Source organism: Actinomycetospora sp. 2LY8.5 (genome assembly GCF_057180585.1).
The window spans coordinates 18,566-45,265 of the sequence record NZ_JBXUHE010000024.1; the positions used below are offsets into that span (position 1 = coordinate 18,566).

Here is a 26,700-nt window from a genome sequence, read left to right on the forward strand (position 1 = left end):
GTATGCGGGCGTTAACGACTTCCGGGTCGTTTCCGTCAAATCGGACGAACCGCGATCCCGTCGGGGGCGAGGGGAGAACGACATGACGCAGACGGAAGCGGGTGACGGAGGCGGAGTGCCCGACGGCGTCACCGTCACCGACACCGGCACCATGAGGCGCGCCGTCGGCGCGGCGGCGGTCGGCAACATCACCGAGTGGTTCGACTTCGGGGTCTACGCCTACCTGGCGACCACCATCGAGGAGCAGTTCTTCCCGCCCGACAACCAGACGCTCGCCCAGATCGGCGTCTTCGCCGGCTTCGCGGTGTCGTTCCTGGTCAGGCCGCTCGGCGGGCTCTTCTTCGGCCCGCTCGGCGACCGGATCGGCCGGACGAAGGTCCTGTCGATCACGGTCATCATGATGGCCGTCGGGACGTTCCTGCTCGGCTTCATCCCGCCGTACTCGGCGATCGGCCTCTGGGCACCGATCCTTCTCGTGCTCTGCCGCGTCGTGCAGGGCTTCTCCACCGGAGGCGAGTACGCGGGCGCGATGACGTTCATCGCCGAGTACTCCCCCGACCGCCGGCGCGGTTTCTTCGGCAGTTTCCTCGAATGCGGGACGTTCATCGGCTACGCGCTCGGCGCGACGGTCGCGACCATCATCCCGTTGGTCTCCACCGAGGAGTTCGCGTCCACCTGGGCGTGGCGCATCCCGTTCTTCATCGCCCTGCCCCTGGGCATCGTCGGCGTCTACCTTCGCGTCAAGCTCGAGGAGACCCCGGCATTCCAGACATTGCTCTCGGAATCCGAGGAGCGCGAAGGCAACCAGGCCACGGCCGGCATCAAGAAGCTGTTCGTGGACTACTGGCCCGCCATGCTCGCCGCGGGCGGTCTCGTGGTCGCCTGGAACGTGCCGAACTACATGCTGACCAGCTACATGCCGACCTACCTCGAGGACAACGTCACCCTCGTCGGCGGCACCGCCATCGACTCGACGACGTCGCAGTGGCTGCAGATCATCGTGCTCTGGGCGGCGGTCCTCGCCATCCCGTTCCTGGGCCGGCTGTCCGACCGCGTGGGCCGCAAGCCGATGCTGTGGACCGGCGCGATCAGCACGATCGTGCTCGCCGCGCCGATGATCCTCCTGCTCAGCAGCGGGTCGGTGGCGCTGGTCGGCCTCGGTCTCGCCGTGATGGCACTGCTGCTCATCCTGTTCTCGTCGACCTGCCCCTCGACGCTGCCGGCGCTGTTCCCGACCGAGATCCGCTACGGCGGCCTCTCGATCTCGTTCAACATCTTCGTGTCGGCGTTCGCCGGGACGACGTCGCTGATCATGACGGCGCTCGTGCCCACCACCGGGTGGGGCGGATGGCCCGCGGTCTACCTGATCCTCGCCGGGCTGGCGGGCGTCGCGGTGCTGCTGAAGCTCCGCGAGACGGCCGGCAGGCCCCTCCCGGGCTCGCATCCCGCGGTCTCGACCGAGCAGGAGGCTCGCGAGCTCGTCGCCTCGCGTCGCTGAGCCACGACGGTGGGTCGCCGGGTGTCGGGTCCCCCTGATCGCGGGCACGATGCTCCCGTGACTTCGTCCGCGTCAGGGTCGCCAGAGGCCGCACCCGGCCCCACCGTCTTCGTCCTGTTCGGCGCCACCGGCGATCTCGCCAAGCGCCTGGTGCTGCCGTCGTTCTTCCGGCTGGCGCAGGAGAAGCTGCTGCCCGACGAGTGGCGCCTGATCGGCAACGGTCGCCACCACAAGAGCGACGACGAGTTCCGCGACGACGTGCACGCGGTGCTCGAGGAGTTCGGGGGCACGAGGCCCGCCGACGGTCCGTGGGACGAGTTCTCGGCCCGGCTGCGCTTCGCCGGCGGCGGGTTCACCGCCGACGACCCCGGCGAGCTGCTGGACCGGGTGGCCGAGGCCCGCGGCGAGATCGGGGAGGACGCGCAGCTCGTCCACTACCTGGGCCTGCCGCCGTCGACGTTCGGCGAGTACACGCGTGCCCTCGGGGCGCAGGGCCTGGCCGAGGGCTCGCGCGTGGTGTACGAGAAGCCCTTCGGTACGTCGCTCCAGAGCTTCCGCGAGCTCGACCGGGTCGTGCACGAGGTCCTCGACGAGTCGCAGGTCTTCCGCATCGACCACTTCCTCGGCAAGGAGGCCACCCAGGAGCTCCGGGCCCTGCGCTTCGCCAACGGGCTCTTCGGCAGCTCCTGGGATCGCCACCACGTCGCCGCCGTGGAGATCGACGTTCCGGAGACCCTCGACGTCGCCGACCGCGCCTCGTTCTACGACGCGACGGGTGCGGTGCTCGACATGCTCGTGACGCACCTGTTCCAGGTGGCCGCCGAGGTGGCGATGGACCCGCCGGCGACGTTCCGCGCCGACGACGTCGCCGCCGCGCGTGACGAGGCGGTCCGGCACTTCCGCCCGCTGCGGCGCGACGAGGTGGTCCGCGGGCAGTTCGAGGGCTACCACGACCTCGACCACATCGGCGACGACTCCACCACCGAGACCTTCGTGGCCGCGCGGCTGTGGATCGACACCGACCGCTGGCGCGGCGTGCCGTTCCTGCTGCGCACCGGCAAGCGGATGGCCGAGAGCCACCAGAAGGTGAACCTGATCTTCCGGGACCCGGGGAACGGCCCGGTCGACGAGCGCGACCTGCCGATCCGCGGCAACGTGCTGTGCTTCGACCTCGCCGGTGACGGCGCGCTCGCCCTGTCGATGAACGTCAAGACGCCCGGGGCGTCGTCCGAGCTCGGTACCGCGTGGACCCAGATCCCGCTCGACACGCTCTCCGGTGGCGACCCGCTGCCGCCGTACGTGCGGCTGATCCACGACGTGCTCACCGGCGACCGCGCGCTGTTCACCCGCCCCGACGGCCTCGAGGACGTCTGGATCGCCGCGGCCGAGGTGCTCGACGACCACAGCGCGCCCGAGCCCTACGCGCCGGGCTCCTGGGGCCCGGAATCGGCCCTCCGCCTCGCCGACCCCGTCGGCTGGGTCCTCCCCGGCTGACCCATGTGAATACTTTCCGGGCCCATAGCACCGGAAAGTGCTCACATGGGTCAGGGGCGGACCTGGAGCAGGAGGTCCGGGATGATCGCAAGTAGCCGGCGAAAGGGGCCGCCTGGGCGCACAGCAGCGTCAGGGCCAGCGCCATGGCCGAGGCCAGCAGGAACAGGGCGACCGTGGCACGACGCAGACGGTCGGCCGGCACGAGCGCCGTGGCCGCCAGGGTCACGACGGCGACCAGGACCAGCGCGCCGAGCCGAGGTCACACCCGTGAAGACTATGTGAGCGGAATTCCCGGCCATAGCCGGGAACTCCGCTCATGGGTCAGTGCTGCGCGCCCGGCTCGCCCGCGTACTCGGGCCCGGCGGCGGGACGGTTGCCCGGGTCGTCGCCGGAGGCGCCCTGGATCGCGCGCCACACCGTCTCCGGGGTCAGCGGCATGTCGACGTGCCGCACCCCGAGGTGCGAGAGCGCGTCGACGACCGCGTTGTGCACCGCAGGCGTCGAGCCGATCGTCCCCGACTCGCCGATGCCCTTGGCGCCCAGCGGGTTCAGCGGGGTCGGCGTCTCGGTGTTGGTGGCCTCGTAGGTGATGAGGTCCGCCGCCGACGGGATGATGTACGACGTCAGGTTGCCCGCGGTGGGATTGCCGTCCTCGTCGTAGGTGACGTGCTCGAACAGGGCCTGCGCGATGCCCTGCGCGATGCCGCCGTGCTGCTGCCCGGTGACGAGCATCGGGTTGAGGATGCGCCCGCAGTCGTCGACGGCGATGTGGCGGCGCAGCTTGACCATGCCGGTGTCGAGGTCGACGTCCACGACCGAGATGTGCGAGCCGAACGGGAAGCTCGACTGGCCCTGGGTGAAGTCGAGCTCCTCGAGCAGCGGCTTGCCGCCGACGCCCATGTCGTAGCCCGAGCCGTCCTCGGACGCCGTCGCCACCTGCGCCCAGCTGACCTGGGTATCGGCGATGCCCTTGACCCCGAATCCGCCGTCGACGTGCTCGATGTCGTCGGGCGAGGCCTCCAGCATGTGCGCGGCGATCTCGCGCGCCCGCGACACCAGCTGCTCGGACGCGGTCCAGATCGCGCTGCCGCCGGTCTGCAGCGAGCGCGAGCCCGCCGTGCCGCTGCCGCTGCGCACGAGCGCCGTGTCGGACTGGACGAGCCGGACCTTCTCCATCGGCACGCCGAGGACCTGGGACGCCAGGTGGGTGAACGCGGTCTCGTGGCCCTGGCCATGGGCGCTGGTGCCGGCCATGACCGTGAACGTGCCGTCCGGGTGGGCCTGCGCGGAGCCGAACTCGACGTCGAGGCCCAGCGGGGCGGTGACCTCGACGTAGGACGCGACCCCGATGCCCATCGCGATCCGGCTGCCCTCGGCGCGCTGGCGCTCCTGCTCGGCGAGCAGGGCGTCGTAGCCCGCCGCCTCCTTGGCCGCGTCGAGCGCCTTGGCGTGCTCGGCGTTGTCGTACTGAGCCCCGGTGATGCTGGTCATCGGGAACTTGTCGGGCGTGAGGAAGTTCTTCCGCCGCATCTCCAGCGGGTCGACACCGATCTCGTCGGCGGCGATGTCGATGATCCGCTCGAGCATCTGCGTCGCCTCGGGCCGTCCGGCGCCGCGATACGCCCCGGTCTGCGTCGTGTTGGTGGCGACGGCCTTCCAGGTGAAGTCGATGGCCGGGATGTCGTAGACGCCCTGGGCCATGAGCTGGGTGAGGCTGGGCAGGATCGTGCCGAGCACCGGGTAGGCCCCGGCGTCGCCGATCGCGGTGGCGCGCAGGCCGACGATCGTCCCGTCCTTCGTGACGCCCATCTCGACGTACTGGACCTGGGCGCGCCCGTGGACCATCGAGAGCATGTTCTCGGAGCGGGTCTCGGTCCAGCGGACCGGTCGGCCGATCGTCCGCGCGGCGGCGCCGACGATCCCCCACTCCTGGTAGGCGTGCATCTTCGGGCCGAAGCCGCCGCCGACGCGCGGGGCGATGACGTGGACCTTGTCGCCCTCGAGCCCGAGGTCGCCCGCCATGGCGTCGCGCGCCCCGTGCGGGCCCTGGGACGAGAGATACATCTTGATCTTGCCCTCGTCGCCGGGGATCGCCACGCAGGCGTTCGGCTCCATCGGCACGCCGGCGAGCCTCTGGTTGTAGAAGGTGTGCTGCACGACCACGTCGGCCGAGTCGAAGATGCCCTCGACGGGGCCGGTGCCATCGCCCGCGACCAGGTTGGACCCGTGGTCCTCGAACAGGAGCGGGGCGCCGTCGGCGAGCGCGGCCTCGATGTCGGTCACCGCGGGCAGCGGCTCGATGTCGGCGAAGACCGTCTCGGAGGCGTCGAGGGCCTGGCCGGCGGTCTCGGCGATCACGACCGCGACGACGTCGCCGACGAATCGCACCTTGCCGCGCGCGAGCGCGGGGCGTGTCATCGCGTCGGGCACGACGCCGGGCAGGCCGGGGCGGTCGTTGACGTCGAGCTCACCATCGACGTACACCGCGACGACCCCCGGCATCGAGCGCGCCTCGGAGGCGTCGACGCTCGTGATCGTGCCGTGGGCGATGGGCGAGCGGACGAAGACCGCGTGGAGGGCACCCTCCACCGGCAGGTCTCCGGTGTAGTCCTCGGCGCCCCGGATCAGGCCCTTGTCCTCGGTGCGCTTGACCGAGTTGCCGAAGATCGACGTGGAACGGGTGGGGGTGATGGTCCTCGCGGGGGTCCTCCAGTGGTGCCCGTGCCGAGGAAATCAGAAGATCAGACGGACGCCCGCGCGTCGAGTCGGCATTCGGCCCACTGGAAGGACGCAACCGGTCAGTGGGACGACCACGACCCGTCGGCCGCCGCCACCCCGGCGCGGTGCCTGCGGGACGCGATCGAGCCGCGGGGACTCCCACGTCGCCGACCTCGCCCAGCGCCCGCTCGTCGACGCCCTGGGCACCCGCTCGGAGGCGGTCGTGGCCCGTGGCTGGTTCCCACCCGACCCCGACAAGCGCGCCGCGGGCTAGCTCACGGGCACCTCCTTCTCGATCTCCTCCAGCCAGATCGTCGCCGAGGAGTCCGAGGGCGCGCGCCAGTCGCCGCGCGGCGAGAGCGACCCGCCGGCGACGACCTTGGGCCCGTTCGGCATCGCCGAGCGCTTGAACTGCGCGAACCCGAAGAACCGCTGGGCGAAGACCTGCAGCCAGCGCCGGACCTCGGCGAGGTCGTAGGCGGTGCGGTCGTCCTCGGGGTAGCCGGGCGGCCAGGCGCCCGCGTCGGCGTCGTGCCACGCGTGCCAGGACAGGAACGCGATCCGCGACGGCCGGAACCCGTGGCGCAGCACGTAGTAGAGGGTGAAGTCCTGCAGGTCGTACGGCCCGATCTTCTGCTCGCTCGACTGGATCTCCTCGTCGGAGTCGGCCGGCACGAGCTCGGGGCTGATCTCGGTGTCGAGGACGTCGGCCAGCACGGTCGCGACGTCGTCGTCGAACTGCTGCGAGCTGATCACCCAGCGGATGAGGTGCTGGATCAGGGTCTTCGGGACGCCGGTGTTCACCGTGTAGTGCGACATCTGGTCGCCGACGCCGTAGGTCGACCAGCCCAGCGCCGCCTCGGAGAGGTCGCCGGTGCCCAGCACGATGCCGCCGCGCTGGTTGGCGGCGCGGAAGAGGTAGTCGGTGCGCAGGCCGGCCTGGACGTTCTCGAACGTGACGTCGTACTGCGGCTCGCCCTGGGAGAACGGGTGCCCGAGGTTCGCCAGCATCAGCCGGGCGGTCTCGGTGATGTCGATCGTCTCGAAGGTGCACCCCAGCGCCTCGGCGAGGCGCTGCGCGTTCGACTTGGTCCGCTCGCCGGTGGCGAAGCCGGGCAGGGTGAACGCGAGGATGTCGGAGCGCGGGCGCCCGGCCCGGTCCATCGCCCGGGCCGCGACGATCAGTGCGTGGGTGGAGTCGAGCCCGCCGGAGACGCCGATGACGACCTTCGGCCCGCCGATCGCCCGCAGGCGCTGCTCGAGCCCGGCGACCTGGATGTTGTAGGCCTCGTAGCAGTCCTGCTCGAGGCGGGCGGGATCCGACGGCACGAACGGGAAGCGCTCGACCTCGCGGCGGAACCCGATGTCGCCGGTCGGCGGGGCGAGCGTGAACGCGATGGTGCGGAAGTCACGCACGTGGCGCCGGCGGTTGTCGTCGAACGTGCCCGTGCGCAGGCGCTCGGAGCGCAGCAGGCGCAGGTCGACGTCGGCGACGGCGTGGCGCTCGCCGGACGGGAAGCGCTCGGTCTCGGCGAGCAGGACGCCGTTCTCGTGGATGCTCGTCTGGCCGTCCCACGAGACCTCGGTGGTCGACTCCCCTTCGCCCGCGGCGGCGTAGACATAGGCGGCCGAGCAGCGGGCGGACGCCGAGCGCGCGAGGAGCTGGCGGTCGTCGGCGCGCCCGACCGTGATCGGGCTGCCCGAGAGGTTCGCCAGTACCGTCGCCCCGGCCAACGCCGCCTCGGCGCTCGGCGGGATCGGGACGAACATGTCCTCGCAGACCTCGACGTGCAGGACGAGGCCGTCGACGTCCTCGGCCGCGAACAGCAGGTCGGCGCCGAAGGGCACGTCGGCGCCGAGCAGGCGGATCGTGCCCTCCTCCCCCGCGCCGGCCGCGGCCTGGCGGGGCTCGTAGAACTCGCGGTAGTTGGGCAGGTAGCTCTTCGGGACGACGCCCAGCACGCGCCCGCGGTGCACGACGACCGCGCAGTTGTAGAGCCGGTGCCGGTGGCGCAGCGGCGCGCCGACCACCAGCACCGGGGTCAGGTCCCCCGACGCGGCGACCACGTCGGCGAGGGCGTCGACGACGGCGTCGAGAAGCGTGTCCTGCATCAGCAGGTCCTCGATCGAGTAGCCGGACAGCGTCAGCTCGGGGAAGACGACGAGGCCTGCCCCGTCCTCGTGGCACGCGCGGGCGACGGCCAGCAGCGAGGCCCCGTTGGCCGCCGGCTCGGCGATCGTCGTGCGCAGCGTCGCGGCCGCCACGCGCACGAAGCCCTGGTGGTACACCGACGTGAAGGGCGGGGTGGGCATCTGCGGGTTCCTCCGGACTCCGACGACGCGGGCGAGCGTAGATCGCCCGCCCGGTCGCCGCCCGAGGGTCACACGGTGCTCGAGGGCGGCTCCTCGGTCGACGTGCTCACCGTCGCGGGACGGGTCTCCTCCTCGGGCACCAGCGCCCAGGCGGCCAGGTAGGCGATCAGACCCACGAGGTGCCCGAACACGGCCAGGAGTACCGCGACGACCCGGACGAGGGTGACGTCGAGGCCGGTGCGGGCAGCGATGCCACCGCACACGCCGGCGATCCAGCGGTCGCCGACGGCGCGCCGGAAGCCGAACGACAGGCCCGAGGACGCAGAAGCGTGGGGAGTGGGTGTGCTCTCCGGTGTGCTCTCCGGTGTGGTCATGGCGTCCAGCCTGCCGACGGGCCGGCCCGGCGCCCTCCGGGTCGGCCCCCGGTTCGACCCTGGTCCGCACCCCGAGATCCGAGGGGCCGCGGGACGCCCGGGACTCCTGTGACGGAACGTCACCTTTCGCCTCGTCGCCTCGACATAGTCATTCCTTCGGACTAGTGATCACACCCTGTGATGACTTAATGTGATCGGCACCACGGGCCTTCCCGTGGAACCACCACGACGTGCGGGGGCTCCGGCGATCCCGCGGAAAGGGGTCGACCGTGCGGACGACCTATCGGGTTCTCGCCTGGATCCTCGCCGTCGAGGTGGTCGTCCAGGCGGCGGCGATCGCGTGGGCCCTGTTCGGCCTGTCCGCCTGGATCGAGAGCGGCGGGGTGCTCGACGCGGCCGCCATGCAGGCCGAGCCCCAGTTCGACGGGGTCGTCGGGTTCATGGTGCACGGGCTGAACGGCACGATCATCGTGCCGGCCGTGGCCCTGCTCCTGCTCGTCGTGTCGTTCTTCGCGAAGCTGACCCGGGGCGTGGCGTACGCGGCCGCGCTGTTCCTCATGGTCGTGGCCCAGGTCCTGCTCGGGATGTTCGCGCACGCGCTGCCGTCGTTGGGCATGCTCCACGGCGCGCTCGCGCTGGCCATCCTCGTCGCCGCCGTGTTCTCGGCGCGCCTGACGCCCGCGACGCCGCGGGCCGTCGAGCAACCCACCGCCGCGACCGTCTGAGCGGCGGGCCGAACCCGTGCTGCGGGCGCGGCGGCGGACCTGGCCCCGATTCGGGACCGGTGTGCGACGCCGGACCCTGGTCTCCGTCGTCGCCGCGCTCGTGGTGGTCGTGCCGATCGCCTGGATGTGGGTCGACAGCCTCGCGCCCGCGACGTACTCGGTCGAGGACATGGGCACACCGGAGTACGGCGGCGGCCCGGTCGGGATGGACCACTCCGCGGACATGGCCGGGATGGCCATGGGCCCCTCGGTCGACCAACTCCGCGAGCCCCCGGGCCCCGCGGACGTCGACGTCACCGTCGTCGCGCGGGCGGGCCGCGTGACGCTCCCGTCGGGCCGTGTGATCGACGGCTTCACGCTCAACGGCACGACACCCGGCCCCGAGATCCGGGCGGTGCAGGGCCAGATGGTGCAGGTGCGCCTCGTCAACGAGAACGTCGTCGACGGCGTGACCCTGCACTGGCACGGCTACGACGTCCCCGCCGGCGACGACGGCGTGGCCGGCGTGACCCAGGACGCCGTCGGCGTCGGCGGGTCCTTCGTCTACCGGTTCCGCGCCGACCAGGCCGGCACGTTCTGGTACCACTCCCACCAGGTCGCCGACCCGCAGGTCAAGGGCGGGCTGTTCGGCGCCCTCGTCGTCACGCCCCGCGCGGGGCTGGGCGCCACGGCCGACACCACGGTGCTGACCCACATGTACGCGGGCCGCCGCACGGTCAACGGCCTCGAGGGCGACGTCCCGGCCGCCGGCGCCCCCGGGCAGCGGGTCCGTGTCCGCGTGGTCAACACCGATAACGGGCCGGTCCAGGTCTGGGTCGGCGGGGCGCCCTACCGCCTCGCCGCGATCGACGGCACCGAGGTCAACGGCCCCACGCCCTCGACCGACTCGCTCGCCGTCACCGCGGGTGGGCGCGCCGACCTGGAGGTCGACCTCCCCGCGGACGGCGCCGGCGTGCGCGTCGAGCTCGGTGGCGCGTCCGCCGTCACCTTCGGACGCCCGCTGCCCCCGACCCCGCGACCCGCCGCCGAGCTCGACCCGCTGCACTACGGCACGCCCGTGGCGCTGCCCTTCGACCCGGCCGCGGCGAACCGCACCGTCGACTACGCCATCGGGCGGCGCCTCGGGTTCCTCGACGGCACGCCCGGCCTGTGGTGGACCGTCAACGGCCGGATGTGGCCCGACGTGCCCATGTACGTCGTGCGCGAGCGCGACGTCGTCCGGATGCACATCGAGAACTCCAGCGGCGAACTGCACCCGATGCACCTGCACGGGCACCACGCGGTGGTGCTCGCCCGCGACGGCGTCCCGGCCACCGGCAGCCCGTGGTGGACCGACAGCGTCGACGTCCAGGACGGCCACAGCGTCGACGTCGCGTTCGTGGCCGACAACCCGGGGCTGTGGATGGACCACTGCCACAACCTCGCCCATCCGAGCGAGGGCCTCGTCGCCCACCTCATGTACGAGGGCGTGACGACGCCCTACCGCGTGGGTGGTGACCCCCACAACGTCCCGGAGTGACGGCACCCTCCGAGCGTGGGGATACTCGCGGGTAACCGATGCGGTCCGATCCCCGGGGACCGCCGGAGGTGACCACCATGCCCGCCCCGACCGCTCCCCCCGCTCCCGCCGCTCCCTGGCTGCTCTCCCACGCGACCGCGTGCGCGGAGGCCGTGGCGACCGCGCTGGAGCTGCTCGACGACGACGAGGTCGAGACGGTGCCCGACGAGGCCGACGACGGGTTCACCCTCCGGGTGCACGCCGACCCGCCACGCACCGTGCGCGCCCTGCACTGGTCGGCCGTGGACGGGTGGGAGGTCACGACGGACCCCGCCCTGCGCCGTGCGCCGCGGTGGCGCCCGCTCGCCGTGGACGCCGACGCCGAGCCGGTGGTCCTCTGCGAGGTGCTGCGCGGCTGACGCGCCCCGTCCGGCCGGAACCGGCCCGGGGCCGCGCCGGTGCGGGCCCCTCGTCCGCACCGGCGGTCCCGTCCTCGGAACGTACCGGGCGGTCCGGTCGTCGTGAAGGTCGACACCGCTCGACACGGGCCCGCGCCACCCGGTCGTACGCACAATGACGTACAGCGCTCACGCGATGTCCGGCCGTAACCTCGGTGATCGACGTCTTCGGCCCCGGGGACGCACGGGAGGCGACATGCGCGACCGTACGGCGGATCGGCTCGTCCAGGAGCCGCGCATCAGGCGCATCGTGCGTCACCGTCCGCGGAGCGACGCGGAGCCGGACCCTCGATGGCGCCCGGTGGGGCCACCGCCCGAGGAGCGTGGCGTGCCCGGGCCACGGGGGCCCGTGCGGGACGAGCGCCCGAAGGACTGACGACCGTCAGCGGTCGTGGCCGCGAGCCCGACCGCGGGGACGGTCGTCGTCGTCCCGGTCGCCGTCGCTGTTCGCGCGGGCCTGCGCCCGCCAGCGCTCGAAGAAGCGTTCCCACTGCGCGTCCCGGCGCTGGGCAGCCGCATCGCGTGAGTGCCGGGCCGTCGTCGACCGCGTGGACGACGCGACCTCCTCGACGTCGTCCGCGGTGGCCGTGCGCGTGCTGCGCGTGACCGAGGAGGTCGGCGGGCCGGACGGGATCACCGGCGGCGCGGCGACCGGGACGGGCATCGGCGCGGGCGGCGCGGCGGTGTCCGGGGTCGCGACCGGTGTCGGGTCCGACGTACCGGTCGCCGCGGCCACGATCCCGGCGGCACCGAGCACCCCGACGAGTCCGGCACCCACGGCCGCCACCCGGCGCGGTGGGCGCCCGAAGCGGGCGGCGCGCCGGCCGGACCCCGTGCCGACCGGGGTGACGGCCCGGGTCGCGGGTCGCGCCGGGAGTGCGGCACCGGCAGCGGCAGCGGCACCGGGCCCGCGCCCCGGGACCAGGAGCGGGCCGGTGCGGGCCTCGTCGGCGTGCGGGTCGGGCGTGGGCGGTCCCGCCGCGAGAAGGTCGGACCGCACGGCGGCGGTCGCGCCGCTCGCGGGGGACGGGGCGCTGTCGGGTGCCTCGTGGCCCGCGAGCATCCGGGCGGCGCGCGCCGTGTCGGGGCGACGAGCGGGGTCGTGATCGAGCAGCGCCCGCAGCACCGGCGTCAGGTCGCCCGCGCGCCGAGCCGGGGCGACGACCCCGGTGGCGACGCGCGAGAGCACCTCGAGCGCGTTGCCGCCGTCGCCCGCGGGCGGGGCGCCCTCCAGAGCGGCGTAGAGCGTGGCGCCGAGCGAGAAGACGTCGGCGGCCGCGGTGGCCGGGCCGCCGCGGGCGAGCTCGGGCGCCATGAAGTGGGGGGTGCCGGCGACGAGCTGGTCGGCGGTGCCGGGCTCGGCGTCGACGACGGCGATGCCGAAGTCGGTGACCGTCACCGCGTCGCCGGCGCCGATCATGACGTTGGCGGGCTTGACGTCGCGGTGGACGATCCCGCGCTCGTGCATCGCGGCGAGGCCCTCGGCGATCTGGGCGCCGATGCCGGCGACGCGCGCCGGGGGCAGGGGGCCCTCGCGGTCGAGGAGGTCGGCGAGCGACGGGGCCGCGACGTACTCCATGACGAGGCAGACCTCGCCGTCGAGGTCGGTCATGTCGAAGATCGCGGCCAGGCGCGGGTGGTGCAGGCGGGCGGCGACGCGGCCCTCGCGGTGGGCGCGATCGCGCACCTGGCGGGCGCGCTGGGCGTCGAGCGCGCGGGCGCCGTGCAGGCGCTTGATGGCGACGTCACGGTCGAGCAGCTCGTCGTGGGCCCGCCAGACCGAGCCCGAGCCGCCGCGTCCCACCGGCGCGATGAGGAGGTAGCGCCCCGACACCAGGCGACCGGGCTCGATGGTGGCCCGTGCGTCGCCGAGGGCGCTCGGCACCGAGATCGGCGTCGACATGCCCCTCCCTTCTGCTCCGTGACCACCTATCGCGGGCCGTGACCATTCCGTTACCGAAATCGGCGCCGAATCGTCCGTCCACCCGATCAGGTGACACGCATCCTCGCCCGCACCCCGGAGCGCCCCGCACCCGACCCGCCTGTCGCGGGGTGTGACGGGGCCCATCCCCCGCTCCGTGCCCAGCGACACAGCGACGACGGGCCCCCTCCCCCATTGATACCGGTACCGTCGGTACTCAGTACTTTAGGTACCGAACGATCCCGACCCCGATGCTGGAGGACCCCTCGTGGCCATCTCGGACATCAAGGAGTTCACGCACCTGAGCGAGGCCGACGTCGCGGCCATCGGACGTGAGTTCGACGCGATCCGCCGCGACGTCGAGGCGTCGCGCGGCGAGGACGACGCCGCCTACATCCGGGGCGTCATCACCTGGCAGCGCCGGCTCGAGTTCGGCGGGCGGGTCGCGCTCGTCGGCAGCGTCCTGCCGCCGCTGTGGCTCGCCGGCACCGCCGCCCTGGCCGCCTCCAAGATCCTCGAGAACATGGAGATCGGCCACAACGTCATGCACGGCCAGTGGGACTGGATGAACGACCCGGAGATCCACTCCGCGACCTGGGAGTGGGACAACGTCTGCCCGGCCGATCAGTGGAAGCACTCCCACAACTACCTGCACCACACGTACACGAACGTGATCGGCAAGGACAAGGACGTCGGGTACGAGATCCTCCGCGTCCGCTCCGACCAGCCGTGGCACCCCTACTACCTGGGCCAGCCGCTCTACAACGCGCTGCTGATGTTCCTGTTCCAGTGGGGCGTCGCGCTGCACGACCTCGACATCGAGGGCGCGGCGAAGGTGAACGCCGATCCCGAGGAGATGAGGGCGAAGCTGCGCCAGATCGGGCGCAAAGCCGGCAAGCAGGCGCTCAAGGACTACGTGTTCTTCCCGGCGCTGTCCGGCCCGTTCTTCCCGGCGACCATCGCGGCGAACGCGACGGCGAACCTCATCCGCAACGTCTGGTCCTACGCGATCATCTTCTGCGGTCACTTCCCGGACGGGGCCGAGGTGTTCACCGCCGACGAGCTCGACGGCGAGACGTGGGGCGAGTGGTACCTGCGCCAGCTGCTGGGCTCGGCGAACTTCACCGGCGGGCGGCTCATGCACCTCATGAGCGGCAACCTCGGGTACCAGATCGAGCACCACCTCTTCCCCGACCTGCCGTCGAACCGCTACCCGGAGATCGCGGAGAAGGTGCGCGACATCTGCGCGCGCTGGGACCTGCCCTACACGACGGGCCCGTTCCCCCGGCAGTTCTGGCAGTCGACGCGCTCGATCTGGAAGCTCTCGCTGCCGGTGGCGGGCGAGCTCAAGCGCTTCGTGGACCGCCTGGTCGGCCGCGAGGAGCCGGCGCCCGCCGACGTCCCGGCCCCCCGCGCGGCGGAGCAGACGACGCCGACCCGCGCCGAGGACCCGGTGGCGGCCTGACCCATGTGAGCACTTTCCGGGGCTATAGGCCCGGAAAGTGCTCACATAGCCTGTCAGGCCGCCGGGTCGACGACGAGGAAGTCGTCGGGGAGCGGGCGGCCGTCGAGGTGGGCGTCGAGCATCTCGCGCACACCCTCGGCGATGCGGTCCTGCGCCTCGAGCGTCATGCCCGAGCAGTGGATGGTCATGGCCTCGGAGCCCTCGGGCAGCGAGCGCCACGGGTGGTCGGCCGGCGCCGGCTGCGGATACCAGGTGTCACCGGCGTAGCCCGCGAGGTGCCCGGCCTCGATCGCCTCGACCAGGGCGTCCCGGTCGACGATCGCACCGCGTGCGGTGTTGACGAGCCACGACCCCGGCTTCATCGCCTTGATGCGCTCCGGGCCGAACAGCGCCTGGCTGCCCTCCATCAGCGGTAGCGCCAGGCAGATCACGTCGCTGCGCTCGACGAGGGTGTCGAGCCGCGCGTATCGCACGCCCAGCGAGGCCTCCTCGCCGGCCGAGCGCCGGTGGTTGGCGTAGTAGAGCATCTCGACGTCGAAGCCCTTGAGCCGCAGCGCGGTGCGGGCCCCGATCGCGCCGAGGCCGACGATCCCCACGGTCTTGCCCTCGAGATCGTGCGACCGCGCCACGACCTTGGCGACGTCCCAGCCCCCGTCGGCGTGCTCCCCTGTCTTGCGGGCCTCGGTGTGGGCCGGCAGGAAGTTGCGCACGAGCGCCAGGATCTGGAGCACGTTGTGCTCCGCGACGCTGACGACGTTGGAGCCGGTGACCTCGGCGACCGTGATGCCGGCCTGTTGCGCGGCCTCCGGGTCGGTGTGGTCGGACCCGATGCCCGCGGTGATGACCAGCTTCAGGTTCTGCGCGTTCTTGATCCGGGTCTCGTCCAGGTACACCGGCCAGAACGGCGTCGTGATCAGCACCTCGGCGTCGGCGAGCTCGGCCTCCAGACCGTCGCCGGTGTCGGTCGTGGTCACCAGCTCGTGACCGCGCGCGGCGAGATACTCAGGCAGGCCCAGCGCCTGGTCGGCGCTGGCCGGGACCGCGTTCGCGGCGGCATCCGAGGGCGGGTAGGACACGTAGACGACCTTCATGCGGTCGGCTACCCGCGTGTGGGCTGCGCCCATGTGAGGAGAAACCGGTGTCATAGCACCGGTTTCTGCTCACATGGGCGCAGCCCACCTCAGCCGGGGTGCGTCTCGCCGCCGGTCGGGGCGAGCACCTCGCCGCTGTAGTACGACGACAGCCGGTCAGCCGCGAAGAACACGTACGACGGCGCGATCTCGTCGGGCGTCGCGGGCCGGCCGATGGGCGCCTGCGCGCCGAACGAGTCGACCTTCTCCGCGGGCATGGTCGCCGGGATCAGCGGCGTCCACACCGGCCCCGGGGCGACGCAGTTGACCCGGATGCCGCGCGGCAACAGCTGTTGGGCCAGCGACATGGTCAGCGCGTGCACCGCGCCCTTGGCCGCGGAGTAGTCGAGCAGCGCCTTGTTGCCGCGCAGGCCGTTCACCGACCCGGTGTTGATGATCGCGGAGCCCGCACCGAGGTGGGGCAGGGCATCCTTGGTGATCCAGAAGACACTGGACACGTTGGTCGCGAAGGTGCGGTCCCACTGCTCGTCGGAGAGCTCCTCGGGCCCGCTGACCGGCGTCTGGGTCGCGGCGTTGTTGACGAGCAGGTCCAGCCCGCCGAGCTCGCCGACCGCACGCTCCACCATGCGAGCGCAGTGGTCGCGGTCGGCGATGTCGCCGGGGAGCAGGACGCAGCGGCGGCCGCGGGACTCCACCAGCTTCCGCGTGTGCGTGGCGTCCCCGTCCTCCGTGCCCTCGGAGAGATAGCTGATGGCGACGTCGGCGCCCTCCTCGGCGAACGCGACGGCGACGGCGCGCCCGATGCCGGAGTCGCCACCGGTGATCAGCGCCTTGCGACCGCCGAGCAGGTCACGGCCGACGTAGCCGGTCATCTCGTCGTTCGGCTCGGGATCCATGGCCCCGGTGCGGCCGGGCCAGTTCTGCTCCTGGGGAGGAGGCTGTTCGGTCATGCCCGAGGCCTTGACGGCCCGGCCCGGGGACGAAACGTGACGCGCCCGGGCCGGTCCGCGTCAGCGCAACGACCGGATCCGGTCCAGGACCGTCTTGCGGTTCGTCGTGCGCCGCTCGTAGGCGTCGACCTCGCCGAGGTCGGTCGCCGAGAGGCCGTCGAGGTTCGCGACGACGTCGCCTCCTTGTCGGCGCGCAGCGACTCCTCACCGCCTTCGCCGGCTCGACTCACCCCCCAAACAGGCGAACGGGACACCGCAAGGAAACCGGGTTTCACTCAGCGAAAGTGCGCGTGTGACGGGCATCGCAACGACACCTACAGTGGTGGTCGCGGTAACAGCGGCGGGAGGTCCGATCATGCGCAAGCCACGTCACGTCCGTCTGACCGAGCCCCTGGTCCGTGCGAACGGCGAGCTGCGGCCGGCGACGTGGGACGAGGCGCTCGAACGAGCTGCCGCGGGCCTGCGCGGCGTGTCACCCGACGCGTACGGGATGTTCAGCTGTTCGAAGGCCACCAACGAGATGAACTACGCCGCGCAGAAGTTCTCGCGGGTGGTGATGGGCAGCAACAACGTCGACAGCTGCAACCGCACTTGACACGCTCCCAGCGTCGTCGGTCTGACGACGGTGTTCGGTGCCGGCGGCGGCACCTCCGCCTACGTGGAGGCGGAACACGCCGACCTGCTCGTGCTGTGGGGCTCCAACGCGCGTGAGACCCACCCGATCTTCTTCCACCACGTGCTGCAGGGCCTGCGCAACGGCGCCCGGATGTACTCGGTCGACCCGCGCCACACCTCGACCGCCCACTGGGCCGACGCCTGGCTGGGACTCGACGTCGGCACGGACATCGCGCTGGCCAACGCCATCGGCCGCGAGATCATCCACGCGGGCCTGGTGAACCACGCGTTCGTCGACCGCGCCACCTCCGGGTTCGACGACTACGCCGCCACGGTCGAGCCCTACACCCTCGAGCGCGGCGAGGAGATCACCGGCGTCCCGGCCGCGACGATCCGCGAGCTCGCGCACGCCTACGCGCGGGCCGACCGCGCCCAGATCTGCTGGACGCTGGGCATCACCGAGCACCACAACGCCGCCGACTACGTGTTCGCGCTGATCAACCTCGCGCTGCTCACCGGGCACGTCGGGCGCTACGGCTCGGGGCTGGTACCGCTGCGCGGCCAGAACAACGTGCAGGGCGGCGGCGACATGGGCTCGATCCCCGCCAAGCTGCCCGGCGGCTACGACCTCGGCGACGACGAGGCCCGCCACCGCTTCGAGACGGCCTGGTCGACGCCCGAGCACCCGGTGACCCTCAAGGCCGAACCGGGCATGCACCTCTCACAGATGTTCGAGGCGATGGAGCGCGGCGAGCTGCGCGCGCTCTACTGCATCGGGGAGAACCCCGCCGAGTCCGAGGCGAACGCGACCCACGCGCGCCACATGCTCGAGGGCCTCGACTGCCTGATCGTGCAGGACATCTTCCGCACGGCCACCGCCGAGCTCGCCGACGTCGTGTTCCCGGCGACGGCCGACTGGTGCGAGTACGAGGGCACGGTCACGAACTCCGAGCGGCGCGTCCAGCGCGTCCGCAAGGCGATCGACCCGCCGGGGCAGGCCCGGCCGGACACCCACATCATCTACGCCCTGGCCACCGCGCTCGGGCACGACTGGGGCGAGCCCACGGCCGAGGAGGTCTGGGACGAGCTGCGCTCGGTGTCGCTCAACTGGCACGCCGGCATGAGCTACGCCCGGCTCGACGAGCTCGGCGGCATCCAGTGGCCGTGCCCGTCGCTGGACCATCCCGGCACGCCGCTGATGCACGCCCGGCTGTGGGCCGACACCGCCGAGGAGCGGGGCCGTCCCGCGCCGTTCACGCCCGTCGAGCACGTCGCGCCCGTCGACGCCCTCGACGACGAGTTCCCGATCCGCCTGACCACGGTGCGGGTGCTCGACGCCTACAACTCCGGCGTGCAGACCGGGGGCTACTCCTCGCCGCTGCGCCGCCGCGAGTCGCTGCGCATCGACGCCCGGGACGCCGAGCGCCTCGGCATCGCCGACGGCGAGCGCGTGCGGGTGGTCTCGCGGCGCGGGTCGGTCGAGGCGCCGATCGCCGTGGACCCGTCGCTGCGCCCGGGCCTCGCGTCCTTCACGCCGCACTTCACCGAGGAGGTCGACGTCAACGTCCTGACCAACGACGCCTGGGACCCGAAGTCGGGGACCTCGGAGTTCAAGGCGACCGCGGTCCGGGTGGAGAAGATCGCGGAGGCGGGGCGCAGCGCAGCCGGACACATCGACGAGGCGAGCCGCCCGCTGCCGGTGGCAGGAAGCTGACGGATGGATCTGCACCTCTCGCAGGCCGAGCCCAGCGCGCTCGAGCGGGACACGATCGACGCGGCGTTCGGCCGCCTGGTCGCCCCGTCGACCTGGGACGACCGCCCGACGCGCTCCCACCACGCGGGGCACGACGCCCGGGCGCGGCGGCACCTGCTGCTGCCCGTGCTGCACGCGGTCCACGACGCCGTCGGCTGGATCTCCGAGGGCGCGCTCAACCACGTCGCGCGGACGCTGTCGGTGCCCCCGGCGGAGATCTACGGGGTGGCGACGTTCTACGCGATGTTCTCGGTCGAGCCGCAGGCGCCGCGGGTGGTGCACGTCTGCGACGACGTGGCGTGCGGTCCGCACGGCGGCGAGGAGATCGCGACGGCGCTGACCGACGCGCTCGGCCCGCAGGGCGGTCACCACGACGGGGGCGAGCAGGCGTGCTGGGTGCGCAGCCCCTGCCTCGGCCTGTGCGAGCGGGCGCCCGCGGTGATGCACCAGCGCGCCGGCGAGCCCGACCTCAGCCAGGCCCCCGCCACCCCGGACGCGGTGCTCGCCGTCGCGCGCACCGACCACCCGACCGCATCGGAGGACGCCGACAGGACCTTCGCCGACACGCGGGTCAGCGCGCCGCAGACCGGGCGGGGCGGTCACCTCCCCGACGGTTCCCCCCTGCGCCTCCTGCGCCGCGTCGGCGTCGTCGACCCGGAGAGCCTCGACGACTACCGCGCCCACGGCGGCTACTCGGCGCTGCGCCGCGCGGTCTCGCTCGGCCCGACGCGGGTGATCACCGAGCTCGAGGACTCCTCGCTCACCGGCCGCGGCGGCGCCGCCTTCCCCACCGGCGTGAAGTGGAAGGGCGTCGCGGGCGCTCCCGAGCGCCCGCACTACCTCGTGTGCAACGCCGACGAGTCCGAGCCCGGCACGTTCAAGGACCGCGTGCTCATGGAGAGCGACCCGTTCGGGCTGGTCGAGGCCATGACGATCGCCGGCTACGTCACCGGCGCCCGCACCGGCTACCTCTACATCCGCGGCGAGTACCCGCTGGCCACGCGCCGGCTGCAGGCCGCGATCGAGGCCGCCCGCGCCCGGGGCTACCTCGGCGAGGACGTCATGGGCGGTGTCGACGGTGGCGGCTTCGCCTTCGACATCGAGCTGCGCCGCGGCGCCGGCGCCTACATCTGCGGCGAGGAGACCGCGCTGCTCGAATCGATCGAGGGCTTCCGCGGCGAGCCGCGCAACAAGCCGCCGTTCCCGAGCGTCGTCGGCCTGTTCGGCAAGCCGACCGCGATCAACAACGTGGAGACGCTCTACAACGTCCTCGGCGTGCTGGACATCGGCGGCCAGGCGTTCGCCGAGATCGGGGGCGGGCGCTCGACGGGCACCAAACTGTTCTGCCTGTCCGGCGCCGTGGGCGCGCCGGGGGTCTACGAGGTCGGCTTCGGCACGACGCTGCGCGCCCTGCTCGACCTCGCCGGCGGCGTGCGCGGCGAGCTGCGCACGGTGCTGCTCGGCGGGGCCGCGGGCGGGTTCGTCATGGAGGAGAACCTCGACGTCCCGTTGACCCTCGAGGGCACGCGCGACATCGGCGCGACCGTCGGCTCCGGCGTCGTCCTCGTGTTCGACCAGCACGCGGACCTCACCGGCACGCTGCGACGGATCGCGGCGTTCTTCCGCGACGAGTCGTGCGGGCAGTGCGTGCCGTGCCGCGTCGGGACGGTGCGCCAGGAGGAGGCGCTGGCCCGCCTCGAGCGCCTCTCGGACTCGGCCCCGATCGGCTCGCGCGAGACCGAGATCGCCCTGCTCGACGACCTCGCGCGCGTCATGCGCGACGCCTCGATCTGCGGGCTCGGTCAGACCGCGCCCGCCGCGGTGACCTCCGCCCTGCAGCTCGGCCTGCTGGACAGGCCCCGACAGGGGGAGCACGCCGACAGGGGATCGCGCCGAAACGGCCAGCACGCCGATACGGGGAAGGTGCCCTCGCCATGACCACCACCGGCAAGGGACCGGCCGGGCCGGGCGGGGGCTCCGCCGCCCCCGCCGACGAGCCGGTCGACGGACCCACCGAGGCGGCGGGCGGCGCTTCGGTCACGACAGCCGTCGGCACCGTCACCGAGGAGACCGGCCCGCCCCCGGGCGAGCGCACCGACGGCGACACGCAGGTCCCGTCGCCGGTGGGGCCGACGGTGATCGACCCCGCGGCCGCCGCCCGCGGTACCGAGGAGCGTCTGAGCAGCGGCCCGGTGATGCTCGGCCCGATCCGCCGACGGGTCACGCTGAGCCTCGACGGCCGCGAGGTCCGCGTGCCCGAGGGCTCGACGATCCTCGACGCGCTGCACGACGAGGGCACCCGGGAGCAGGCCGACACCCCGACGTTGTGCTGGGCGCCGAACATGGACCCGATCAACGCGTGCCGGGTCTGCGTGGTGGAGGTCGAGGGCTCGCGCACGCTCGTCCCGTCCTGCGCGCGGAAGTGCGAGGACGGGATGGAGGTCAAGACCGACACCGAGAAGGTCCGCCACAGCCGTCGCATGGTGCTCGAGCTGCTGACCTCGTCGGTGGACATGGACCGCGCGAGCGCCGACGTCCAGCGCTGGATCCGCGAGTACGGCGTGGACGCCGCGCGCTACGGCCCGCCCGCGCCACCGGCCGCGGCGGGCGAGCGCGACCGCCGCCACGCGGGACACCACCACGCCCCGGACGGGGCCACGGCGGCCACGGTCGCGCAGCCCGTCAAGATCGACAACGATCTCTACGTGCGGGACTACTCGCGCTGCATCATGTGCTACAAGTGCGTCAACGCCTGCGGCACGGACGCGCAGTTCACCTTCGCGATCGCCGCGGCCGGGCGCGGGTTCGACGCCCGCATCGCCACCGAGTTCGACGCCCCGCTGCCCGACTCGGCGTGCGTCTACTGCGGCAACTGCATCGGCGTCTGCCCCACCGGCGCGCTGGTGTCGCGCCGCGAGCACGACCTGCGCGAGGCCGACGACTGGCACCCCGAGGACGAGACCGTGACGACGACGATCTGCTCGTTCTGCGGGGTCGGGTGCAACCTCGAGCTGCACGTCCAGCAGAACGAGATCGTCAATGTGACGAGCCCGGCCGACCACTCCGTGACCCACGGGCACCTGTGCATCAAGGGGCGTTTCGGGTTCCAGCACGTGCAGAACTACTGATCGCCTGACCCGGCCGGCAGCATCACCGACCGCGAACGGCCGAACACGCCCCGCCATCGGACGCCAACGCCGTGGCGGACCTTCTGAATCGGGCACCCGCCTGATGAGGTGTGCGCAACCGGGCGCTCCGACCTCGACGAAGGGAGTCCGCCGTGGCGAACAGGCAGGACAAGCGGGACCGGACCGACGAGGTGGTGGCGGGCCTGCACCAGCTGGTCGAGGCCGGGAAGATCGAGGACGTCGAGGCGGTGCTGACCACCCTCGTCGAGAGCGAGCCCGCCGAGGAGCCCACCGTCGAGGAGCGCGAGACCCGCTCGTACGCCGAGGGTATGCGCGACGGGCTGGCGCTGGCCCGGCGGGCCCAGGGCTGACCCCCAGCCGGCGGTCCAACCCGGGGACGCCGATCACCTCACCGAGGAGCCACCCATGACGGCTGCGGCCGCGTTCGATCCCGTGGCCGACGGCGGCCCGGCACCCCCGCGGCCGTCCGCGGTCCCGGACACGCCGGCGGGACCACTGTCCGCGTCGGACCGTCTCCGGGCGATCGCCGTGACCGCGGTCGACCGGCTCGCCGCGGCCGCCGCGGCGAGGGTCGACGAGATGGCCGACCGGCTCGGGGACATGGCGGCCGACGCCGTGAAGGGCAACCTGCCCGGAGGGGTCGGGGGCAACGCGGCTCTGAACGCCGGGCTCGCGGCCCTGCAGGGTAAGAACCCGGTGTGGGCGGGCATCAAGGGCGCGGTCGGGGCGATGAGCACGACGACCAAGGTGCTGCTCGCGCTCCTGCTGATCCTGCTCGCCGTGCTGTCGCCGGTGCTGGTGCTGGTGCTCGCCCTGGTCCTGCTGATCGCCGCGATCGTCGGCGCGGTCAAGGGCTGAGCCCCGCCGCGGCGGGAGGGCCCGCCCCGGGTGTGAGGGTCTTCACTGGTGCACCCCGAACGGGTTTGCCACGATGACGGCGATGTCCCAGTCCTCGACGCTCCGTGCGCGCCGCCACGTCGACCTGCGTCGGCAGGCGAGCGCGCTGTGTGGATCGCGCGGCTAGGGTCTCGTCCTCCCGCCGTGGCGGTGAGTGGTCCCGGCCGTGCGTGCCGCCCCGCTCACCACATCGCGTCCCGGGAGACCCCGCCATGCCTGCGCTGCGACCCCTGACGACCGCACTCCCCTCCGCCAGGGTTCCGGAGCCCGCCGGCCCGACACGGCGGCGGGGCACGAGCGCCTCGACGGTGCTGCGCTGCATCCTGACCGACGGGCCGGTGGCCCGGAGCACCATCGCCCGCCGGACCGGGCTCAGCGCCGCCGCCGTCACCCGCCTCTACCAGGACCTCGCCGCCCGTCGGTTGGTCCGCGAGCTGCCCGTGCGGGCACCGGCGCCCGGCCTCGGCCGACCGCACGAACCGGTGGACATCGACGACCGGCACCACGTCGCCGCGGGCTTGCACGTCGCCGTGCCGTGCAGCACGGTCTCGCTCACCGACCTGCGGGGGCGCGTGCTCGCCCGGGAGGTCCTGCCGCACCGGAGCGCCGACGCCACCGAGGTGCTGCGCCGGGCCGCGGATCGCCTGGCCACCTTGCTCGCGACGGCGGGCGCGGACCGTGAGCTGCTCGGTGTCGGGCTGGCCTGCGGCGGGCGGGTCGACCACGCCTCCGGTGACATCGTGTTCCACAACCAGCTCGGCTGGCGCGACGTCCCCGCCGCGCGGCTCGTCGCGGACCGGCTCGGGGTCCCGGTCGTCACCGAGAACCACGCCCACTCCCTCACCCGAGCCGAGCTGCTGTTCGGGGCGGCGCGCAACCGGGCCCGGCGCAGCGCCCTCACCCTGTTCGTCGGCAACATGGTCGACGCCGCCCTGTCCACCGCCGGTGCGGTGCATCACGGGCCCGGCTCGACCGCCGGCGAGATCGCGCACCTGCCGCTCGGGGACCCGGGGGTCCGGTGCGGCTGCGGGCGGAGCGGGTGCCTGCAGGCGACCATCTCGGACCGCGCGATGGGCGAACGGGCGGCGGCCGCCGGCATCGTGTCGCAGCCCTCGTTCGACGCCCTCGTCATGGCCGCGCAGGACGGCGACGCCGCGGCCGTCGCCCTGTTCCGGGAGCGGCTGCGCCGGGTCGGCCGGGCCGCCGCGATCCTGCTCGACCTCGTCAACCCGGACGTCCTCGTGGTGCACGAGGCCGGGATGGCCGTCGCACCGGGGATCGCCGCCCTGCTGCTGGCCGATCTCCACGACGAGGTGGCGCAGCGCTCGCACTCCTGCGCCGTGCCGGAGGACGTCGTGGTACCCGGGAGCTTCGGCCCGGACCTGCTCGCCATGGCCGGCGGCGCGACGGTGCTGGACTCCGTCTACGCCCAACCGCTGGATCTGCCCCCGGCCAGGTTCCCGCATTCCTCGTCGGCTTAATTACCGAGATTGCAAAATTGACACCATGATGGCCTCGACGCAGGATCGAGATGTGAGCATGACAGGTCGTCGCAAGAGCAGCACCGCATGTCGTTGCGGTCGCGGCTGTCGTCGCCACTGAACCGCCCGCTCACCCCTCAGCCCGTTCGGACCGGCGTCTCCGCAGGTCGAACGCCGTCGTCGAGCTGGGGATCCCGGTCGAGGACGCCGCCCGCCGAGAAATCCGGACGGGCCGTCGTCGCCCTGTAGTCGTGCCCGCGCCCCGATTTCCGGGGTTGCTTTCCGCTGCCATTCTCGACTTTTGTCAAGGGAGCATCATGACCACCACCGAAGTGCGGCCACCGGCGGCCACGCTCGAGGTCCGTCCGGTCGCCGGCCACATCGGGGCCGAGATCCACGGCGTCGACCTGCGGCAGGATCTCGACGACGTCACGGTCGCCGGCATCCGCGCCGCGCTGCTGCGTCACAAGGTCGTCTTCTTCCGGGACCAGCCCATCGACCACGACCAGCAGATCGCGTTCACCGCCCGCTTCGGGAAGGTGACCCCGGCGCATCCGTACCGCTACGACAACGGCGACGCCGGCCACACCCACCCGGAGATCCTCGCCGTCGACAGCCGCCTCTACGCGGCGCGTGCGGGGACCAAGCGCTACAGCTACGCCAACTTCTGGCACACCGACGTGGCGGCGCTCGTGAACCCGCCGGCGGCGACCGTGCTCCGCTCCGAGATCGTGCCGGAGTACGGCGGCGACACCACCTGGACGAACCTCGTCGCCGCCTACGAGGGGCTCCCGGAGTCGCTGCAACGCTTCCTCGAGGGGCTGCGCGCGGAGCACCGCTTCGGCGGCCGCGCCCCGCGCTGGGAGAGCGGCAGCGAGTCCGAGCGGCTGGTCACCGAGACCCCGATCGTCTCCGAGCACCCCGTGGTGCGGGTGCACCCGGAGACCGGGGAGCGGGCGCTGTTCGTCTCGCCCGGCTTCACGAGCCGCATCCTGGGCCTGAGCAGCACCCAGAGCGACCGCATCCTCGACCTGCTCTTCGAGGAGATCACCAACCCCGCCTACACGGTGCGGTTCTCCTGGCAGCCGGACAGCGTCGGGTTCTGGGACAACCGGGTCACCGCCCACCTGGCCCCGACCGACCTCGACCACCTCGACGTCACCCGGGTGCTCTACCGCACGACGATCGAGGGCGACGTCCCCGTGGGCGTCGACGGCCGGCCGTCGGTGTCGATCTCCGGTGCGGCGTTCCACGCGACGGGAGCGCAGGCGTGAGCGCCGCGGTGGGGACCGCGAGCGACGAGGCCCCGGGATCCATCCCGTCCCAGAGCCCGGTCGTCCGGCGGGTGGCCGGGCACATCGGGGCCGACGTCTCCGGGGTCGACCTGGCCCGCCCGCTCGGCGACGAGGCCGTCGCCGCGCTGACCGAGGCGCTGCACCGGTACAAGGTGCTGTTCTTCCGCGACCAGCAACTGGACCACGCAGCCCAGGTGGCCTTCGGGCGCCAGTTCGGCGAGCTCACCCATGCCCATCCCCACGAGGAGGCAGCGCCGGACGAGCAGCCCGAGATCCTGACCATCGACCCGAGGCGCTACGCCGTCAAGTACGGCGAGGACTTCCGCGCGGAGCAGCGCCGCCGCTACAGCTACTACTCGGGGTGGCACACCGATGTCACGGCGTCGGTGAACCCGCCCGCCGCCTCGATCCTGCGGGCGGAGGTGGTGCCCGAGTTCGGCGGCGACACGACCTGGACGAACCTCGTGGCCGCCTACGAAGGGCTCTCCGCGCCGGTCCGCGCGTTCGTGGACGGGCTGCGGGCCGTCCACCGCTTCGGCGGTGCGGAGGGCCCGACCGGCGACCGCTACCGCCGGCGGGTGGAGGACAACCTGCTGGTCGCCGAGCACCCGGTGGTCCGGGTACACCCGGTCACCGGCGAGCGAGGGCTGTTCGTCAACCCGGGCTTCACCAGCCACATCGTCGGGCTGGCGCCGCGGGAGTCGCGCGCGGTGCTCGACCTGCTCTACGCCGAGCTCGCCCGCCCCGAGTACACCGTTCGGTTCCGGTGGGAGCCCGGCAGCGTCGCGTTCTGGGACAACCGGGCCACCGCGCACCTGGCGCCGACCGACCTCGACCACCTCGAGGTCGAGCGGACCCTCCACCGCATCACGCTCGTCGGTGACGTCCCGGTCGGGCCGGACGACCGCGAGTCCGACCTGCTCGCCGGCAGGCCGTTCACCGCGGCCCCGACCGAGGTCGTCCTCGCGGACTGACGGTCCGGCCCGTCGTCCTCGGGTGGGCGTG

General features: G+C 72.8%; 21 protein-coding genes. 15 read left to right on the forward strand and 6 right to left on the reverse strand.

What is annotated here, in order from left to right; all coding sequences use genetic code 11:
• Positions 1-82: 82 nt before the first annotated feature.
• Both AC2A1K_RS22415 and AC2A1K_RS22420 read left to right on the forward strand, forming a co-directional pair.
• Complete coding sequence (locus tag AC2A1K_RS22415; protein WP_483898548.1) at positions 83-1,498, forward strand: MFS transporter; 1,416 nt, start codon at positions 83-85, stop codon at positions 1,496-1,498.
• A 57-nt stretch (positions 1,499-1,555) separates the two neighbouring features.
• A complete protein-coding gene (locus AC2A1K_RS22420; protein WP_483898549.1) occupies positions 1,556-2,992 on the forward strand; it encodes a glucose-6-phosphate dehydrogenase in 1,437 nt (478 codons plus the stop codon).
• Positions 2,993-3,313: 321 nt separating this feature from the next.
• Here AC2A1K_RS22420 and AC2A1K_RS22425 read toward each other — a convergent pair whose 3' ends face one another.
• The 3 genes from AC2A1K_RS22425 to AC2A1K_RS22435 form a co-directional block, all read right to left on the reverse strand.
• Positions 3,314-5,683, reverse strand: coding sequence for a xanthine dehydrogenase family protein molybdopterin-binding subunit (locus AC2A1K_RS22425; protein WP_483898633.1), 2,370 nt, complete (start codon positions 5,681-5,683; stop codon positions 3,314-3,316).
• 297 nt (positions 5,684-5,980) lie between these two features.
• Positions 5,981-8,023, reverse strand: a complete 2,043-nt coding sequence (locus AC2A1K_RS22430) for an NAD(+) synthase (protein WP_483898550.1) — start codon at positions 8,021-8,023, stop codon at positions 5,981-5,983.
• 68 nt (positions 8,024-8,091) lie between these two features.
• Entirely contained in the window at positions 8,092-8,397 is a 306-nt protein-coding gene (locus AC2A1K_RS22435; protein ID WP_483898551.1) for a PspC domain-containing protein, read from the reverse strand.
• A gap of 269 nt (positions 8,398-8,666) precedes the next feature.
• Here AC2A1K_RS22435 and AC2A1K_RS22440 point away from each other — a divergent pair, with 269 nt between their 5' ends.
• From AC2A1K_RS22440 to AC2A1K_RS22450, 3 genes are all read left to right on the forward strand, one after another.
• Entirely contained in the window at positions 8,667-9,122 is a 456-nt protein-coding gene (locus tag AC2A1K_RS22440; RefSeq protein ID WP_483898552.1) for a hypothetical protein, read from the forward strand.
• A 61-nt stretch (positions 9,123-9,183) separates the two neighbouring features.
• Positions 9,184-10,641 (forward strand): multicopper oxidase family protein, encoded by a 1,458-nt coding sequence (locus AC2A1K_RS22445; protein WP_483898553.1) that lies wholly within the window; start codon positions 9,184-9,186, stop codon positions 10,639-10,641.
• Between the two features lie 77 nt (positions 10,642-10,718).
• Positions 10,719-11,039 (forward strand): hypothetical protein, encoded by a 321-nt coding sequence (locus AC2A1K_RS22450; protein ID WP_483898554.1) that lies wholly within the window; start codon positions 10,719-10,721, stop codon positions 11,037-11,039.
• 421 nt (positions 11,040-11,460) lie between these two features.
• Here the strand turns inward: AC2A1K_RS22450 and AC2A1K_RS22455 are convergent, their stop codons facing one another.
• Entirely contained in the window at positions 11,461-12,981 is a 1,521-nt protein-coding gene (locus tag AC2A1K_RS22455; protein ID WP_483898555.1) for a serine/threonine-protein kinase, read from the reverse strand.
• Positions 12,982-13,267: 286 nt separating this feature from the next.
• Here AC2A1K_RS22455 and AC2A1K_RS22460 point away from each other — a divergent pair, with 286 nt between their 5' ends.
• Positions 13,268-14,464 (forward strand): fatty acid desaturase family protein, encoded by a 1,197-nt coding sequence (locus AC2A1K_RS22460; protein WP_483898556.1) that lies wholly within the window; start codon positions 13,268-13,270, stop codon positions 14,462-14,464.
• 53 nt (positions 14,465-14,517) lie between these two features.
• Here AC2A1K_RS22460 and AC2A1K_RS22465 read toward each other — a convergent pair whose 3' ends face one another.
• Positions 14,518-15,555 carry an NAD-dependent formate dehydrogenase gene (locus AC2A1K_RS22465; RefSeq protein WP_483898557.1) on the reverse strand — a complete coding sequence of 346 codons (1,038 nt, stop codon included), beginning with the start codon at positions 15,553-15,555 and terminating at the stop codon, positions 14,518-14,520.
• A gap of 89 nt (positions 15,556-15,644) precedes the next feature.
• Positions 15,645-16,505 (reverse strand): SDR family oxidoreductase, encoded by an 861-nt coding sequence (locus tag AC2A1K_RS22470; protein ID WP_483898558.1) that lies wholly within the window; start codon positions 16,503-16,505, stop codon positions 15,645-15,647.
• A 352-nt stretch (positions 16,506-16,857) separates the two neighbouring features.
• On the opposite strand from AC2A1K_RS22470, the gene AC2A1K_RS22475 reads away from it, so the two are divergent.
• The 9 genes from AC2A1K_RS22475 (at position 16,858) to AC2A1K_RS22515 (ending at position 26,669) form a co-directional block, all read left to right on the forward strand.
• Positions 16,858-18,834, forward strand: a complete 1,977-nt coding sequence (locus AC2A1K_RS22475; RefSeq protein ID WP_483898634.1) for a molybdopterin oxidoreductase family protein — start codon at positions 16,858-16,860, stop codon at positions 18,832-18,834.
• Between the two features lie 3 nt (positions 18,835-18,837).
• Positions 18,838-20,811, forward strand: a complete 1,974-nt coding sequence (locus tag AC2A1K_RS22480; RefSeq protein WP_483898559.1) for an NAD(P)H-dependent oxidoreductase subunit E — start codon at positions 18,838-18,840, stop codon at positions 20,809-20,811.
• Complete coding sequence (locus AC2A1K_RS22485; protein WP_483898560.1) at positions 20,808-22,001, forward strand: 2Fe-2S iron-sulfur cluster-binding protein; 1,194 nt, start codon at positions 20,808-20,810, stop codon at positions 21,999-22,001. The genes AC2A1K_RS22480 and AC2A1K_RS22485 overlap by 4 nt, the downstream gene beginning before the upstream one ends.
• Positions 22,002-22,153: 152 nt before the next feature.
• The gene (locus tag AC2A1K_RS22490; RefSeq protein ID WP_483898561.1) at positions 22,154-22,372 is read left to right on the forward strand and encodes a hypothetical protein; all 219 of its coding nucleotides are present in this window, start codon (positions 22,154-22,156) and stop codon (positions 22,370-22,372) included.
• A 55-nt stretch (positions 22,373-22,427) separates the two neighbouring features.
• Positions 22,428-22,880, forward strand: coding sequence for a hypothetical protein (locus AC2A1K_RS22495; RefSeq protein WP_483898562.1), 453 nt, complete (start codon positions 22,428-22,430; stop codon positions 22,878-22,880).
• A gap of 82 nt (positions 22,881-22,962) precedes the next feature.
• Positions 22,963-23,046 (forward strand): putative leader peptide, encoded by an 84-nt coding sequence (locus tag AC2A1K_RS22500; RefSeq protein ID WP_483898635.1) that lies wholly within the window; start codon positions 22,963-22,965, stop codon positions 23,044-23,046.
• Between the two features lie 85 nt (positions 23,047-23,131).
• Entirely contained in the window at positions 23,132-24,400 is a 1,269-nt protein-coding gene (locus AC2A1K_RS22505; protein WP_483898563.1) for an ROK family protein, read from the forward strand.
• A 317-nt stretch (positions 24,401-24,717) separates the two neighbouring features.
• Complete coding sequence (locus AC2A1K_RS22510; RefSeq protein ID WP_483898564.1) at positions 24,718-25,674, forward strand: TauD/TfdA dioxygenase family protein; 957 nt, start codon at positions 24,718-24,720, stop codon at positions 25,672-25,674.
• Complete coding sequence (locus tag AC2A1K_RS22515; protein ID WP_483898565.1) at positions 25,671-26,669, forward strand: TauD/TfdA dioxygenase family protein; 999 nt, start codon at positions 25,671-25,673, stop codon at positions 26,667-26,669. The genes AC2A1K_RS22510 and AC2A1K_RS22515 overlap by 4 nt, the downstream gene beginning before the upstream one ends.
• Positions 26,670-26,700: the final 31 nt, after the last annotated feature.

Excerpts from the sequence above, each read along its gene's own strand:
- AC2A1K_RS22500 (WP_483898635.1), top strand. The coding sequence starts at position 22,963 with ATGTCCCAGTCCTCGACGCTCCGTGCGCGCCGCCACGTCGACCTGCGT.
- AC2A1K_RS22415 (WP_483898548.1), top strand. The coding sequence starts at position 83 with ATGACGCAGACGGAAGCGGGTGACGGAGGCGGAGTGCCCGACGGCGTC.
- AC2A1K_RS22510 (WP_483898564.1), top strand. The coding sequence starts at position 24,718 with ATGACCACCACCGAAGTGCGGCCACCGGCGGCCACGCTCGAGGTCCGT.
- AC2A1K_RS22480 (WP_483898559.1), top strand. The coding sequence starts at position 18,838 with ATGGATCTGCACCTCTCGCAGGCCGAGCCCAGCGCGCTCGAGCGGGAC.
- AC2A1K_RS22435 (WP_483898551.1), bottom strand. The coding sequence starts at position 8,397 with ATGACCACACCGGAGAGCACACCGGAGAGCACACCCACTCCCCACGCT.
- AC2A1K_RS22485 (WP_483898560.1), top strand. The coding sequence starts at position 20,808 with ATGACCACCACCGGCAAGGGACCGGCCGGGCCGGGCGGGGGCTCCGCC.
- AC2A1K_RS22505 (WP_483898563.1), top strand. The coding sequence starts at position 23,132 with ATGCCTGCGCTGCGACCCCTGACGACCGCACTCCCCTCCGCCAGGGTT.
- AC2A1K_RS22450 (WP_483898554.1), top strand. The coding sequence starts at position 10,719 with ATGCCCGCCCCGACCGCTCCCCCCGCTCCCGCCGCTCCCTGGCTGCTC.
- AC2A1K_RS22430 (WP_483898550.1), bottom strand. The coding sequence starts at position 8,023 with ATGCCCACCCCGCCCTTCACGTCGGTGTACCACCAGGGCTTCGTGCGC.
- AC2A1K_RS22470 (WP_483898558.1), bottom strand. The coding sequence starts at position 16,505 with ATGACCGAACAGCCTCCTCCCCAGGAGCAGAACTGGCCCGGCCGCACC.
- AC2A1K_RS22495 (WP_483898562.1), top strand. The coding sequence starts at position 22,428 with ATGACGGCTGCGGCCGCGTTCGATCCCGTGGCCGACGGCGGCCCGGCA.
- AC2A1K_RS22455 (WP_483898555.1), bottom strand. The coding sequence starts at position 12,981 with ATGTCGACGCCGATCTCGGTGCCGAGCGCCCTCGGCGACGCACGGGCC.
- AC2A1K_RS22465 (WP_483898557.1), bottom strand. The coding sequence starts at position 15,555 with ATGAAGGTCGTCTACGTGTCCTACCCGCCCTCGGATGCCGCCGCGAAC.